We start from the raw sequence: 14,405 nt of genomic DNA, 5'->3' as shown, positions 1-14,405 counted from the left end.
CCGGGGCTGATGAAAGGACACACCATGAAGATTGCAGTTATCGGCGGCGGCCCTGGCGGCCTGTACTTCGCGGCTCTGATGAAGCAGCTGGATGAGAACCACGATGTCACCGTGTGGGAACGCAATGCCGCATCGGACACCTTCGGCTTCGGCGTGGTGTTCTCCGATGAGACCCTGGGCGGCATCGGCAACGCCGATCCGGTGGTGGCCGAATACATGTCCCGGCGCTTCGCCCGCTGGAGCGATATCGACATCCACTTCCGCGGCCAGATGCACACCGTGGGCGGCCAGGGCTTCGCGGCCATGAGCCGCAAGGAACTGCTCCAGCTGCTGCAGCGCCGCTGCATCGAACTGGGCGTGGATGTGCTCTTCTCCACCGTTGCCCCGGATGTGGAGCAGCTGGCGGACGAGTACGACCTGGTGCTGGCCGCTGACGGGCTGAACTCCGCGGTGCGAACCAAGTACGCGGACTCCTTCAAGCCCTCCCTTGATCCGCGGACCTCGAAGTACATGTGGCTGGGCACCGACCAGGTCTTCGAGGCCTTCAAGTTCTTTGTCAAGGAAACCGATGCCGGAACCATGCAGATCCACGGCTACCCGTACTCGGACGAGGGTTCGACCTTCATCGTGGAAATGCACGAAGACGTCTGGCGTGCGGCCGGATTCGACGAGACCGAGGACGAGGTCTTCGGCCCGGGCGTGAGCGACCAGAAGTCGGTGGACAAGGTGGCCGGGATCTTCGCCGAGGAACTGGCCGGATACCAGGTGCTGACTAACAACTCCAAGTGGATCAACTTCACCACGGTGCGCAACGAGAACTGGCGCCATGGGAACATCGTCCTGCTGGGCGATGCCGCGCACACTGCCCACTTCTCCATCGGCTCGGGCACCAAGCTGGCCATGGAGGACGCTCTGGCCCTGGCTGCCTGCCTGCATGAGCATGCCGAGGTTGATTCGGCGCTGGCCGCCTACGAGACCGAGCGCCGCCCAGTGGTCGAATCCACCCAGCGCGCGGCCCAGGCCTCGCTGGAATGGTTCGAGAACATCGGGCAGTACAAGGACCAGGACCCGGTGCAGTTCTGCTTCAACTTGCTCACCCGCTCCCGGCGCATCACCTACGAGAACCTGAAGCTGCGGGATACCGGATTCGCTCAGCAGGTCGATGAGAACTTCGCCCGGCTCAACGCTTCACCTTCCGTTGCACCGGCGATGTTCCAGCCGCATAGGCTCGGCAACACCGAGCTGGCCAACCGCGTGGTGGTTTCGTCCATGGACATGTACTCGGCCACCGACGGGGTGCCCGGGGACTTCCACCTGGTCCATCTGGGCTCCAAGGCCATGGGAGGGGCCGGGCTGGTGATGACCGAAATGATCTGCGTTTCCGATATCGGCCGCATCACCCCGGGCTGCACTGGCCTGTACACCGATGAGCAGGCCGCTGCCTGGAAGCGCGTGACCGACTACGTGCACGGAAATTCGAACGCCAAGATCGGCGCCCAGCTCGGCCACTCGGGTCGCAAGGGTTCGACGAAGCTGATGTGGGAAGGCATCGACCAGCCGCTGCAAGAAGGCAACTGGGATGTGCTCGCTCCCAGCGCACTGCCCTATGGCGAAGGCTGCCATGTGCCGGTGGAAATGGACCGTGCGCAGATGGACGAGGTGCGCGAGCAGTTCGCCGCCGCGGCACGCCGCGCCGATGAGGCAGGATTCGACGTGCTGGAAGTGCATATGGCCCACGGCTACTTGCTCTCTTCCTTCCTTTCGCCGCTGTCCAATCAGCGCACCGACGAATACGGCGGAGGCTTGGAGAACCGGCTGCGCTACCCGCTTGAGGTCCTGGATGCGGTCCGCGAAGCATGGCCGGCAAGCAAGACCATCGGCGTGCGCATCTCGGCTACCGACTGGTCGCCAGGCGGGAATACCGAAGAAGATGCCGTGGACATCGCCCGGGCCTTCATCGCCCACGGCGCCCAGTTCATCGACGTCTCGTCGGGGCAGATCGTGAAGGACGAGAAGCCGGCTTTCGGGCGCAGCTACCAGACGCCATTCGCCGACAGGATCCGCAACCAGGTCGCCGCCGAGGCAGGGGTCTCGGTGATCGCGGTGGGTGCGGTGTCCTCCTACGACGACGTGAACTCGATCCTGCTGGCAGGCCGCGCGGATCTGGTGGCGCTGGGACGCACCCACCTGTACAACCCGCAGTGGACCTTGCAGGCAGCCGCCGAGCAGGACTATACCGGTGACGGCGCCACCTGGCCGCTGCCTTTCAAGGCCGGACGCCGCAAGCCGCCCGCCGCCCGCACCGACGCGGTCCGCCCGCGGCTCTCGCTGGTTCGGGAAGCCGAGGAGCAGGAGCAAACGCACCTGCGCTGGATTCCGGCCAGGAAATCCGAAACCTCCAATTTGGTAACCAGCGCTTAGCTGTTGCTGCCAGCCGCAGGATTGGCGGCCCTGTTTGGGCTGCCGATCCTGCGGCTTTTTGCCGGGCACGGGAACCGCTTGGCGGCTCGGCTCGGATCCCAAATCGGCCACCAAACCACCTTTGGATAATTCAATGAAATCTTCCCTGGATCAAATCGCACAGCGAGAAGCCGGCCTGTCGAAGGAGCTAACTTCGCGCCAGCTGAGCATGATTGCGCTTGGCGGCGCCATCGGCGGGTAGATCGCCGTGCTGCTCATGGGGGCGTTGGCCGAGATGATCCTGGCGCACCCGACGACCGGCTCCTTCGGCGCCTTCGCCGAGCACTACATCAACCCATTCACCGGGTTCCTGCTCAAATACCTGTACTGGTCCTGCCTCGTACTGGCCGTAGGCACCGAAATCACGGCGGTGGGTGGCTGCATGCGAATGTGGTTCCCGGATTTGCCCGCAGTGGTGTGGATCATCGGCCTATCGGCCTTGCTGATCGGGGTGAATATGTTCAATGTCAAAGCCTTCGGCACACTGGAATACTGGTTCTCCGCCACCAAGGAATTCGCTATTGCCGCGTTCATCCTGCTTGCTGCCTATCTGGTCTTCGGCCAGAGGGGCAATGATTTCGGATTCCAGAACTACACCGCGGAATCCGGATTCTTCATGTGCGGGGCCCAAGGTGTCTGGTTTGCCGTTGTCGTGGCGATCTTCTCCTACCTGAGCATCGAAATGATCGCCGTCGCAGCCGGTGAGGCAAAAGATCCCGAAGTCGCAGCGAAGAAGGCCTTCAAGGTGACCTTGTTCAGGCTCTTCCTCTTCTGCATCCTGACCCTGTCGCTGATCCTTGCCATCGCACCGGTCAGCGAGATCCTCGAAGGCGACAGCCCGTTCGTCACGGTGATGCAGGTGATCGGCATTCCGTTTGACGATTCCACTCTCCATTTCGTGGTCATCATCGCCGCGCTCTCCGCCATGAACTCGCAGCTGTACATCTCCACGCGAATGATCTTCTCTCTATCCCGCGGCGGGCAGGCTCCGAGCAGCTTGGGTAAGTTGAAGAAGAACGGCGCGCCGGTCAACGCCCTGCTGCTCTCGGCTGGCGGAATCGCCGTGGCCGCCATCATCTACGCATCGAATCCAGAATCCGGTTTCACAATAATGATGGCGCTGTCGATGTTCGGCGCAATGATGGCCTGGATGCTGATCTTCATCACGCACTTGTTCTTCCGCCGTTCCCATCGGCGCAGTGCAGCACCGCTTAAATACCGCCTGCCGTACTATCCCGCTGGATCCGCGGCCGGGGCGCAGCTGATGGCCGCGTTGCTGGTCACGACCTTGTTCACCGAGCAATTCTCCATGACGTTGCTGTTCGGCATTCCCTTCGCCTTGACCGTCTCTGCCCTGTACTTCCTGATGCGCAAGCGCATGAAGCTGGCACAGGCAGGTCCAGGCACCGGGAATGAGGAGACTGGCGGCTCAAGCCAGCCGCGCGAGCCTGAAAAGATCAGCGACGCCTTGAAGGTGCAAGCGAGCCCCGGCGCAGCGCACCATGCGCCGCACCGGGGCCACCCACCAGCAATCGCGGTTCCAGGGCTGGGCTAGTGCCCCTTGAATGCCTCCGCTAGCCACCACGCACCGCCGTCCGAAGCGATTTTCGCGTCGATGACCAGCGGCCCCGTGGGATCCGAGCCGAGCCAGCTGGCTACCGCGTCAAGATCCTCCAGCTTGCGCACCGTGATGCCATCGGCTCCGAAACCGCGGCCGATGGCTGCGAAATCGGTGTCAGGGAAGGTCACCGAGTCCATATTCGGTGCCGTACCCGTATCGCCGAAATGATGTACCTCCGCCCCGTAGGCGGCATCGTTGTAGACGATGCACACCATTGGCAGCTTCAGCCGAACCGCGGTATCCAGTTCGGCGATGGCCATGTGGAATCCGCCGTCTCCGGTGCCGAGCACCGGCAAGCGCCCGGGCTGCGCCAAAGCCGCTCCGATGGCCGTGTAGAGCCCCAGGCCGATCGCCTGGAACGCCTGGGTAAAGCAGAAACCGTGCTCGTCTGGAACGGCGAGAAACTGGCTCGGGTATCCCATGAAGTTGCCCGAGTCCACGCTGACGATGCGCTCGGCCGGCAGCAGCTCATCCAGCGATTTGGTCAGAGTTCGCGGATCGATGCGGTCGTCTGTGGACAGGTCCCGGTAGGCTACCTGGCTCCAGTTGGCCCCCTCGGCGATCTGCTGGCTCACCGCGGAGGTGCGGTAGCCTTCGCGCGCCGGCATCTTCTGCGCTTCCAGATATTCCAGCGCATCGCGTGCGCTTTGCGCCGAGTCGCCGATCACGCCCAAGTCGATGCGCCGGTTCGCCCCCAGGGCGGACTCTTCCAGGTCCACCTGCACTACCTTGGTGCCCTCGGAAATGAGCCGACCGTGGCGCATGGTCCACATGTTCAGCGCGCAGCCAAAGCCCACAATCAGATCTGCTCCAGCAATCAACTCGGCGGCCAGCGGCGACGAGAACCCGCCGGAGATCCCGAGACTGAATTCCTCGTCGTTGAACAGGCCCTTGGCCACCGCCGAGGTCGCCACCAGCGCCCCGCTGTGCCGGGCCAGCGCCAGGATTTCGGCCTTGGCCCCGCGTCCGCCGCGCCCTGCGACGAACACCGGGCGCCGGGCATTTTCGATCAGTACCGCCAGCGCTCGCACCGCGGCACGCGAGGGGCGGACCGGCTCCGCCGGAACCACCTCGGCTGCCACCGGGGATTCCGGAGCTTCGAGCCCTTGGATGTTCAATGGCAGGTTCAGTACAACCGTCCGCCGGTCGTTCACTGCTCTGCGGTAGGCGCGAACTGTATCGGCCACTGCCGTGCGGGCGCTGTGGATTCGTTCGGAGACGGCGTAGACGGAGGTTGAGAAGGAGCCCTGGTCCATGGCGAAGTTCGAATACACGGCGCTCGGGGCGGCTTCGGCGGCCAGCACGATCATCGGGGTGCGTGACTTGGCGGCTTCTCCAATGCCGGTGGCCGCGTTGGTCAGGCCGCACCCCTGGTGCACCGAGACCACGCCGATCTGGCCGCTGGTCCGTGAGTAGGCATCGGCCATCGTTGCTGCGCCGCCCTCATGCCGCGCTGCGGTATATGGCACCCCGTTGGCAATCAGTGCATTCGTGACATCGAAGTTCCCGCTTCCCACCACGCCGAAAGCGTGCCCTACGCCCAAGTTTGCCAGCGTCTTGCCGACCAGTTCAGCAACGTTCACGATTGTGCCTCCATTTTCTTGGTGTTTTGGGGCGCTAATGCCAGCACCCGGGTCGGTGCGCCGGTACCGCCAACTATGGGCAGAGGGGCAACCACTAGCATCGCTCCGAACACGGGCAGCTTGTCCAAGTTCTTCAGCGAGGTGATCCCGTATTTGTCTGCACCGAGCAGGAAGTAATGCATGGGGAATGGCGGCTCCAGTGCTCCGGCATTGCCGGAATCGATCCCCACCGTTTCCACGCCGATGCCGGAAATGTCCAGCTTCTCGGCAATGTATCTGGCGCACTCCGCAGTAAACCCGGGAGTATGCGATCCGGTGGCATCGACATTCAGGAAAGCTGTCTTGTCATCACCGTATTGCTCCCATCCGGTGCGGAAAAGCAGCCACGCTTTGGAAGGAAACCGCCCATATTCCGATTGCCACGTTTCCAAATGGTGCACATCGATGAGAACATCCGGATCATCTGCTGCTAAGGATCTGAAGTCCAACACGACGGCCGGACCTACCAGGCGTTGCGGATCAATCTGCGACACGTCCTTGCCTCCTCGTCCCGAAATCCAGTGGATCGGCGCATCTATATGCGTTCCGATGTGCTCACCAGTATGGATATTGTGGTGCTTCCAGTATGGTCCGGGCTCGTTGTAGGCCGAGACCTCTTCGAGACTGAAATCAATGAGGTTCGAGAACGGATCGGGCAGTACTAAGGTTGCAGTCCTGTCCGACAGCGGGGCAGTCAGGTCATGGACTTGGACAGTCCCGGAGGCCAGAGCGGACAATATCGCGCTCGTGCAAGTTTCTTCGGCAGCAGGCATTGTTTCTCCTTGGGCAGAGACGGTCCAGGACACATTCCGACGATAGAGAGATCCTGACGGTCGTCACATTCGCGGAATTAGCTTCAATCTACCAGCACCACCTCTGCTAGCCAACAGGTCACCCGAAGGAGAACCAGGGGCGAAGACCTAGTTCCGCAAACCTGGCTCGCACATATATCCACCAGCTCGCACGGAGCGCGGTGCCGCGCTCAGGAACCGGCATCAATGCCAGCGAGGATTTCACGGGGCCAGGGGGCAGATGACTCACCGCCAACTGGAACGCACACTGTCACGAAACGGCCTTCAGCGGCCAGCGCGAACCCGCGCCCTTGGTGCGCACTCCCCCAGACCTTGAATCCGAATGACATCGAACTGGCCCCGACCTTCTCCACGCGAATCGCGGTGGTCACCGCTTGGCCGAAATACAGCTTGGCCCGATAGTCGACCTCATGGCGGACTCGTGGCGAGATGGCGAAGTAGGACTCCGCGCCAGCCTCGCGAAACAGTTTGGCTTCGGCCGCCTCGACGAAGCGCAAGATGGCTGAATTATGATGATGCCCCGCAGCATCGGTATCAACCCATTCAATGGTTCGCTCCAACGCCGTTCCTGCGATTCCCGACGCAATGAAGTCTGCGGCGAGCTGCTGCAACAACTGCCCGGATTCGTCCATTCCCGCGAATGTAGGCATCAAGATCCCCCTAATTAAAAAGTGTATAGCTATTGTAACGCACGTCACTTTAACGTGATAATCCTATTGGTGTTCCAAGAACTCCGCCCTACCCACACAAGGAGATTGAACAAATGCCGAAATCCCCCGCAGCCGCGGATTGGAAAATCCCCAAACGAACCACTTCAATGGTGCTCTTCGCCTGCTGGCTGGCCATCCTGGCCGAAGGCTACGACGTCGGCGTGCTCGGTGCAGTGCTCCCGGCATTGGCCGAATACAAGGAATGGTCGCTGAGTCCCATGGAGCTCGGCGGCCTCGGAGCCTACGCGTTGGTGGGCATGCTCTTCGGCGCACTGTTCATCGGCACGCTCAGCGACATCATCGGCCGTAAGCGCATGCTCCTGCTGGCCATGCTAGTCTTCACAATCACCCAAGCCGGTGCCGCGCTAGCTCCTACTCCCGAGATATTCGGCCTCTTCAGGCTGATCGGCGGACTGGGTATGGGCGGCATCATCCCGGTGGCCGCCGCGCTGACCATCGAGTATTCGCCACCCAAGAAACGCTCACTTAACTACGGCATCATGTACTCAGGCTATTCCCTGGGAATCGTCGCCGCTGCCTTGGTCGCTATGTCGCTTCTGCCCGCGATAGGTTGGCGCGGGGTTATCGCGGTGGGCGCATTACCTGTAGTTCTACTTCCCTTAGTTGCCTGGATGCTTCCCGAATCCCTTGAATATCTGGTATCCAAGGGGCGGATCAGCGAAGCCAAAGCACTGGCCGCCCGGCACAGCATCCCCGATTACGAGCCCGTGGCGCCACCGGTTCGCACCGGCAAGGCCCCCTGGCGCCAGGTCATGGCTTCCATGTTCTCCGCAACGTACTTGCGATCAACCATCTTCTTCTGGATCTCGCTATTCTGCGGCATGGTCCTGGTCTACGGCTTGAATACCTGGCTGCCGCAGATCATGCGCAGCGCAGGGTACAACCTCGGTTCCTCGCTAACATTCCTGCTGGTCTTCTCCCTCGCCTCAGCCGCCGGCGGACTGGCCCTGGGCTTCCTCGCCGACAAGTACGGGCAGAAGACCATTCTGGTGATTTTCTACCTGCTCGGTGCGGGAGGCATCCTCCTGCTGATGTTCCCCAATACTATGCTGGTCAATCTGTTCTTCGTGGCCTTCGCCGGCATCGGCTCGATTTCCACGTCGCTGGTTCTCACCGGATACATTGCCGATTACTACCCGGCCGCGCAGCGCGGCACGGCCACGGGCTGGGCATTGTCCTTCGCCCGCATCGGCGCCATCTCCGGCCCCATCATCGGCGGCTGGATCGCGGCTTCGGGCATCAGCTTCGAGTTCAATTTCGTATTCTTCGCCATCGTCGGCGTAGTCGCCGCCATTTCCGTGGCGATGATTCCACCACGCATCAAACCAGATGCTGCCCGATCTGCCAAGGCCAAGCAGGCCTTCGCGTCCGATTAGCCCTGGCTCTGCGCACCTTCCAGCACGAACGTCCTGAACCGTGGCACACCGCGCACAGCGGTGTGCCACGGTTTTATCCTTTTCCAGCACCCCCAGGCCTGCCAAGGGTCCGCTTGCCGGCAAGATCGCACTTGCGAAATGCAAGTGCGCTGGCACCGGGGAAACGATGGCCGGGTGGAATGCAAAGGGATTTTCCAAAAGGCGAAACAGCCATGCAGGCATTGCAGCGCATTCCATGAATGCCTGCCCTGAGTGCGGCCATGCTTCCTGCGCCATCACTCCCACCGGCATCCATAGGAGCTAGGCCGCGGATCGCCATGTGCAGCAGAATCCCATCGGCCGTTGCGACTTGGCCGATGGGATCCTGCAGCTCGATCCGGGGCGATCTTGGCTAGCCGGTGAACGTGAAGCTGGTCTGCAGCTTGCGCGCTGTCCGGTCCGGATTGAGCATCAAGACGCAGAAGATGCCAACACCAACCAGGTAGATTCCGATCATCCCGAATGAGGCATTCATGCCCTGAGCCAGCAGCTCGGCCATCTCTGCCGAGTCAGCCACGCCCTTAGGGCTGGGAATATAGCCCGCGCTGTCCATCAGGCCACCGACCATTGCGGGAGCGACCACGCCGCCCACCGAAGCCAGTCCAGTGAGCGTGGCCATGAGGGCCGCGCGTTGCCTGGAGCAGACGCTGAAGGCGATTGCCGTGGGAGCCAAGGGATAGATCATTGCCGTACCGGCACCGAGAGTCAGCATCGCCACGGCGGCGTAGCCGGAGAGGAAGGGCAGGATCGAGAAGCAGATCCCGGAGATCAGCAACGTTGCGCCGAACAGGGCGCCCATGGCCCAGCGAACCGTCACGCCGCGCTTCATCAGGTAGCGGGAGCCGAAGCCCAAAACCAGCAGCGCGATAGCGCCGATCACCCAGGGGAAGGTGGAGACCAAACCGATCATTTCCGGTGTCAGGGCAACGACGGATCCCAGATATTTCGGGGACCACGTGGTCAAGAAACCCTGCGCCCAGAAGCAGCCGGCACCTGCGAGCACCGCTGCCACGAACATCCACGAGCCCAGGACTCGTCGAATCGGCACGATTTTCAGCAGATCGGAGGAATCCGCAATGCTCCCCTTGCCCTGCAGGTCGAATTCGGCGACCGGTTCCGGTTTCTGCCCAGCCTGCTGCTGGTCCTCCGCCAACGAGATGGCACCGGCTTTCGCCTGTGCCTTGCCCGCCGTGGAATGGCTGTACGGGCCGTCGCGGCCCAGAAGCAGCCACGCTACGCTCCAGAGCAGCCCGAAGATCCCCAGGAAACCGAAGGCCCAGCGCCAGCCCAGGGCCGGGTTGGCGATGATCCATGCAAGGGCAGGAGCCGCGAGGATCGGCCCCAGGGTTGAACCGGCAGCGATGACGCTGCTGGGCAGCCCACGTTCCTTCGCATTGAACCAGCCGTGGGCATGCTGCAGCGAAATGGGGGTCGCCGGCCCCTCGGCTCCACCCAGCAGGATGCGTGTGACCAGCAGGATTGCCGCGCCTCCGCCGAAGAGCATCGGGAACTGCAGGACTGCCCAGGCAATGCCCATGGTCAGCAAGATCCAGCGGGTGGATACCTTTCCGGCCAGGAAGCCGACAATAACGCCGACAATGGCGAAGAGGAAGAAGAAGGCGCTGCCGATGAAGCCGAACTGACCGGCAGTCAACCCGAGTTCGCGCATGGCGGGATCAGCCACGAGCCCCAGGACAGCTTTGTCGGCGAAGTTCACGATCTGGAAGAGTACCAGCATGCCGGTCACCATCCAGGCGCGCCGGTTCATTTTGCCGTTGGCAATGGCCGCACGCAAGGTGTGGTCCGCGAGATTCTGTGTCGTACTCATACCAAGCTCCCCTTGGAATCGGCCGCGGAGAGTTCCAGCGCCGCCGGGCCGATGCTGAAGACGTCATTGTCCTCGGCGATGGATACATTCCCCGCGAAATCACCGCGTGCGGTCTCCAGCATAGCTTCCAGATCAGCGGCACCGGGGGTGTTGGGAACGATGTGATGCAGCACCAGCGCGCCGACTTCGGCTTTCGCGGCGACCTTGCCCACCTCGCTGTACGGCGTGTGCGATTCACGCAAATGCACTTCGATGCCATCGCGCGTCGGGCCGTCCGGGAATGTCGCCAGGATGCCAGGCAGATCGATGACCTCATGCAGCAGCAAGTCAGCTCCGCGGGCGAGCCTGATGCAGTTCTCGGAGTAGGCGGTGTCTCCGGAGACCACGACGGAACCGTAGCGCGAGTCGATCCGGAAAGCGAATGCCGGGAAGCACAAGCGGTGGTCGACCAGAATCGCGGAGATCGCCACCAGCTCATCTCGGTAGATCTCAAAGGGCTCCATTTCCGGGTGGCGGTTTTCAACTGCGCAGGCCCCGGATGCCTCGGGGATCTGGATGTTCTGCGACTGGATCCATTCGTGGGGTTCGTCGCGGCCTTCATCGGCCATGCGGATCAACACGTCGGAGGAGAAGACCTTGTCCAGCAGCGCATCGACGATTTCTTCGGTGCTGGTCATTTCCCGCTCGGCGACGCGCGAAGCGATCTGCTGCTCGTGCTCCGGGCCAAGGGCGGGGATGCGATTGGGACGTCCAGGGCCGAAAACTTGGATAGGCCGGGCGAAAGACTCCCCCGGGACCTGCCACCCGGTCACCAGATAGGCGCCGAGATCGTAGATGTGGTCCGAGTGGTGATGGGTCAGCAGCACCGCGCGCAATTCGCCCCATTCGGCATGCGACCGGTAATTGCGGATGCTTCCCATGCCGCAGTCAATCACGTAGGTTGCCCCATCGACCCTAATCGCCGTGCTGGTGCCAGCACGGGAACTGGAAACGATCGGGCCGCCTCCGGTGCCAAGCGTGTAGACGCTCATTCCTTTTACCTGAGTGGTATTCACATTGGTGCCTTACTCGTAGAGTGCAGCAACGGGTCCCATCGACCGCGATGCGTGAATTGCGAGGGTAGTGAAGAGTCCGGCAGCATAGGCCGAAGTGATAGAAATCATATACACCGAATTTTGCGATCGCAAGACCTATTGCATATCTAATGTGATTCATGCCATGCTGGACGCACCAGCCATCTACCCGCTAAGGAGTCATCATGGAACAGCAGCAAGGCCAAGAAATCATTCTGGGCGATCTGCCCAAGGGCATAACTTTGGCCAGTGAATCAATGGGCAACAAGACGTGGAATGTCCTCGGCCACACCTATCTCTCCAAGGTCGAGAGTTCCAGCAGCTTTGCATGGCTTTCCCTTGATCCCACTGGAACCGGTGTGCCTCCGCACGTGCACCCTAAGCAAGATGAGCACATTTACATAATGGAAGGCACTTACACCCTGTACCTGGACGGCGAATGGTTCAAGGCCGGGCCTGGCGATACCGTCCGCATGCCCATGGGACTTCCTCACGCCTACTACGTCAAGGATGGCGCACCGGGCAAATCGCTCTTTTGGGTAAGCCCTTCGGGACAACTGTCCACGCTCTTCGATGAGCTTCACAACTTGTCTGACCCGGAGGAAGTTGTCCGCCTCTCAGCACTGCGTGACGTGGACTTCCTGCCACCGGGATCCGTACCCGGCGCAGACTAGCATTGGCAGGAATTACTACGTGGCCGGCAGGGATACTCCTGCCGGCCGCCGCAGGATGGAAGGAAAAAGCGCAGTGCCGCAAAATACGCGAGAGTCCGAGTTGCTCAAGTACGGGGATCATCCCGACCAGCATTTCATCCTGGCGCACCCGTTCAAACAGCCTTCCCTGGGCACTGCGGTCCTGGTCCACGGCGGCTACTGGCGCCAGCGGATCACCGCCAGCGTGATGCAACCGATGGCTGACGATTTGCTGCGCTCTGGCTGGAGCGTGGCCAACGTGGAATACCGGCGCGGTCCGGACCACCCGTGGCCCACCCCATCTTTCGATGTGGCCGCGGCAATCCAGCTCGTGCGCAGCACGTTGCGATACCAGGGCCAATCCGAGGCAGCTATTCTTATCGGACATTCGGTCGGCGGTCAATTGGCGCTGCTGAACTCCAATTTCGCCGATGCCGTGGTAGGCCTCGCTCCAGTCACCGATGCTTCCAAGGTGCATGCAGAATCCCTCGGCGATGGTGCAGCAATGGAATATTTCGGCGATTCTCCGGCCGGGATTCCGGCAATCTACCACGATGCTTCGCCAATCCAGGCCCCACCGCCTTCGGTGCCAACGCTCTTGGTCCACGGGTTCAACGACGACCGGGTACCGCTGGAGCACACGCGGGAATACCTGGATTCCCTGGCCGGACACGTTCTGCCGGAACAAATGATCCACCGGTCGCTGGACCACTTTGAAATCATCGACCCGCAGCAGCATCATTGGCAGGCCGTGCAGACCTGGATGCGGCAGGTACTAGTCGACGCGCGAGCCGAGTAGCCGACTCGCGTATAGCTCCGCATGCGGGGACAACAGCGCGTGCAACGCCAGGAAGGTCTTCTTGGCCTGCGGAGCTTTCCACCCATCAGGCAGGTATTCGAAGGGCAAATTCGGATCCCGATAAGGGAAACGCCGCCAGCGCGTGAGCATCGGAATATAGAAGGCGAAAGCCGCCCGCTCCAGTTCCGAGCGCTGCTCGGCTGACTCGACGGGATCAGCTAGCCGTTGCTGCCACGTTCCTAAGCGTCCGACATACAACTGGAGGAAGTCGGTGTACTGATGGTCCAGTGCTTCAAGATCCCACCATTGGGCAACCTTGTCCCGGATATCGGCAGGGGACATGTAGTCAGCCTTGAAGAACTCGACGTACTTGGACAATCCTCGCGCATCCAAGCGGACCTTAGCCTGCTCGAATGCCAGATGCGGCCCCACGGCCACTCCTCCGGAGACCATCCCGAACCCTAAGCTAGCCAGCTCGGTGCGCAGTTCGTACCGGCGATTCCGCTCGCTCTCGGGTACGGAAAAAATAGCCAGCACCAAGGAGTCCCCGGAGGTTGAACGCGAAGGAGCAAAGATCCGTTGGTCGTCCTTCCGGAAGCTGTCCATAACCTCGGCGGAGAGCTGGTACTGGGATTCGTTCCCTGCGCGTTCGTTAATTAGCACGCCGCGGCTTTTCAACCTTGAAATGGTGGAGCGGATTGCTTGCGACCTGATACCCAAGGCATCGAACATCTCGACGATGATAGAAACAGGGAAAGAGCCACTGGCCGATTCGCCATACAGGCCGTACAGCGTCACCAGCAGATTCTGATGCTGCAGTTTCGTTCCCCCGATATCCACTGGTTCAACGTCCTTCATTTGCGCTACGGCTACTTTTTCTATTCCTCGTTCCTATCCTAGGTGGCCAGCGATCGAATCAGGGGTATCAGCGCCTTCCCGCCTGCGGCTCTGCGCCTGAGCGAACCGGAACGAGTACACTCTGGACACTAGGACCGCTGGTTCAACTCTCCGCAGTCCATCTGACCCAGATGGTTTTATCTGGTTAAGGTCAGTGCTTGCCTCCGCCCAAAGCCAACGTGGCTGGAAAGCGGCAATGGGGTACAGCACGTGTTGTCCGGCGCTAGCTGCGGCCCGCAAGGTACTGGGTATCAGGCTGGCAGCTAGCGCCTGAGAAACTCCACTGAGGTCGTCCGAAAGGGCAGCGCGGCGCAGTGGAAATGCCTTGCGCACAATTTCTCGCGAGGCACTGCAGATGCTTCTTGAATTGGAAGCGTGAGCCCCCGCGATAGGTTCTCTCCGCCAAGCGGCACGCGCTTTGGAATATGAAGAAGATCTGCGAGAGTCCAATGGGC

General features: G+C 61.4%; 11 protein-coding genes. 5 read left to right on the top strand and 6 right to left on the bottom strand.

Annotated elements, in window-relative coordinates:
- The first annotated feature begins 24 nt into the window (after window positions 1-24).
- Both ACIOTN_RS14765 and ACIOTN_RS14760 read left to right on the top strand, forming a co-directional pair.
- Window positions 25-2,421 carry a bifunctional salicylyl-CoA 5-hydroxylase/oxidoreductase gene (locus ACIOTN_RS14765; RefSeq protein WP_402735575.1) on the top strand — a complete coding sequence of 799 codons (2,397 nt, stop codon included), beginning with the start codon at window positions 25-27 and terminating at the stop codon, window positions 2,419-2,421.
- A 256-nt stretch (window positions 2,422-2,677) separates the two neighbouring features.
- Entirely contained in the window at window positions 2,678-4,015 is a 1,338-nt protein-coding gene (locus ACIOTN_RS14760; protein ID WP_402735617.1) for an amino acid permease, read from the top strand.
- On the opposite strand, the gene ACIOTN_RS14755 is transcribed toward ACIOTN_RS14760, so the two are convergent.
- The 3 genes from ACIOTN_RS14755 to ACIOTN_RS14745 form a co-directional block, all read right to left on the bottom strand.
- Window positions 4,012-5,664 carry a thiamine pyrophosphate-binding protein gene (locus tag ACIOTN_RS14755; RefSeq protein WP_332595227.1) on the bottom strand — a complete coding sequence of 551 codons (1,653 nt, stop codon included), beginning with the start codon at window positions 5,662-5,664 and terminating at the stop codon, window positions 4,012-4,014. The two genes, ACIOTN_RS14760 and ACIOTN_RS14755, sit on opposite strands and share 4 nt — an antisense overlap.
- Window positions 5,661-6,476 carry a cyclase family protein gene (locus ACIOTN_RS14750; RefSeq protein WP_402735574.1) on the bottom strand — a complete coding sequence of 272 codons (816 nt, stop codon included), beginning with the start codon at window positions 6,474-6,476 and terminating at the stop codon, window positions 5,661-5,663. The genes ACIOTN_RS14755 and ACIOTN_RS14750 overlap by 4 nt, the downstream gene beginning before the upstream one ends.
- Before the next feature lie 209 nt (window positions 6,477-6,685).
- Window positions 6,686-7,165 carry an acyl-CoA thioesterase gene (locus ACIOTN_RS14745; RefSeq protein ID WP_402735573.1) on the bottom strand — a complete coding sequence of 160 codons (480 nt, stop codon included), beginning with the start codon at window positions 7,163-7,165 and terminating at the stop codon, window positions 6,686-6,688.
- A 113-nt stretch (window positions 7,166-7,278) separates the two neighbouring features.
- Between ACIOTN_RS14745 and ACIOTN_RS14740 the strand changes: the two genes are divergently transcribed.
- Window positions 7,279-8,622 (top strand): aromatic acid/H+ symport family MFS transporter, encoded by a 1,344-nt coding sequence (locus tag ACIOTN_RS14740; RefSeq protein ID WP_332489234.1) that lies wholly within the window; start codon window positions 7,279-7,281, stop codon window positions 8,620-8,622.
- A 391-nt stretch (window positions 8,623-9,013) separates the two neighbouring features.
- Here ACIOTN_RS14740 and ACIOTN_RS14735 read toward each other — a convergent pair whose 3' ends face one another.
- Window positions 9,014-10,489: an MFS transporter gene (locus ACIOTN_RS14735; RefSeq protein WP_402735572.1), complete on the bottom strand. Its 1,476-nt coding sequence runs from the start codon at window positions 10,487-10,489 to the stop codon at window positions 9,014-9,016.
- A complete protein-coding gene (locus ACIOTN_RS14730) occupies window positions 10,486-11,520 on the bottom strand; it encodes an MBL fold metallo-hydrolase (RefSeq protein ID WP_105658207.1) in 1,035 nt (344 codons plus the stop codon). Before ACIOTN_RS14730 ends, ACIOTN_RS14735 begins: the two co-directional genes overlap by 4 nt.
- A gap of 227 nt (window positions 11,521-11,747) precedes the next feature.
- Here ACIOTN_RS14730 and ACIOTN_RS14725 point away from each other — a divergent pair, with 227 nt between their 5' ends.
- On the top strand, window positions 11,748-12,236 hold the full coding sequence (locus ACIOTN_RS14725; RefSeq protein ID WP_105658208.1) for a cupin domain-containing protein: 489 nt from the start codon (window positions 11,748-11,750) through the stop codon (window positions 12,234-12,236).
- Between the two features lie 73 nt (window positions 12,237-12,309).
- Window positions 12,310-13,053 (top strand): alpha/beta hydrolase, encoded by a 744-nt coding sequence (locus tag ACIOTN_RS14720; protein ID WP_181148899.1) that lies wholly within the window; start codon window positions 12,310-12,312, stop codon window positions 13,051-13,053.
- Here the strand turns inward: ACIOTN_RS14720 and ACIOTN_RS14715 are convergent.
- Window positions 13,030-13,911: a PaaX family transcriptional regulator C-terminal domain-containing protein gene (locus tag ACIOTN_RS14715; protein ID WP_105658210.1), complete on the bottom strand. Its 882-nt coding sequence runs from the start codon at window positions 13,909-13,911 to the stop codon at window positions 13,030-13,032. The genes ACIOTN_RS14720 and ACIOTN_RS14715 overlap by 24 nt on opposite strands.
- Between the last annotated feature and the right edge of the window lie 494 nt (window positions 13,912-14,405).

Source organism: Glutamicibacter sp. NPDC087661 (genome assembly GCF_044743275.1).
In the GTDB taxonomy this organism is placed as follows: domain Bacteria; phylum Actinomycetota; class Actinomycetes; order Actinomycetales; family Micrococcaceae; genus Glutamicibacter.
Note: the sequence above shows the minus strand (reverse complement) of the source record. Positions and strands in the feature narration are given on the sequence as shown.

Excerpts from the sequence above, each read along its gene's own strand:
- ACIOTN_RS14745 (WP_402735573.1), bottom strand. The coding sequence starts at position 7,165 with ATGCCTACATTCGCGGGAATGGACGAATCCGGGCAGTTGTTGCAGCAG.
- ACIOTN_RS14750 (WP_402735574.1), bottom strand. The coding sequence starts at position 6,476 with ATGCCTGCTGCCGAAGAAACTTGCACGAGCGCGATATTGTCCGCTCTG.
- ACIOTN_RS14760 (WP_402735617.1), top strand. The coding sequence starts at position 2,678 with ATGGGGGCGTTGGCCGAGATGATCCTGGCGCACCCGACGACCGGCTCC.
- ACIOTN_RS14730 (WP_105658207.1), bottom strand. The coding sequence starts at position 11,520 with ATGAGCGTCTACACGCTTGGCACCGGAGGCGGCCCGATCGTTTCCAGT.
- ACIOTN_RS14765 (WP_402735575.1), top strand. The coding sequence starts at position 25 with ATGAAGATTGCAGTTATCGGCGGCGGCCCTGGCGGCCTGTACTTCGCG.
- ACIOTN_RS14740 (WP_332489234.1), top strand. The coding sequence starts at position 7,279 with ATGCCGAAATCCCCCGCAGCCGCGGATTGGAAAATCCCCAAACGAACC.
- ACIOTN_RS14735 (WP_402735572.1), bottom strand. The coding sequence starts at position 10,489 with ATGAGTACGACACAGAATCTCGCGGACCACACCTTGCGTGCGGCCATT.
- ACIOTN_RS14725 (WP_105658208.1), top strand. The coding sequence starts at position 11,748 with ATGGAACAGCAGCAAGGCCAAGAAATCATTCTGGGCGATCTGCCCAAG.
- ACIOTN_RS14715 (WP_105658210.1), bottom strand. The coding sequence starts at position 13,911 with ATGAAGGACGTTGAACCAGTGGATATCGGGGGAACGAAACTGCAGCAT.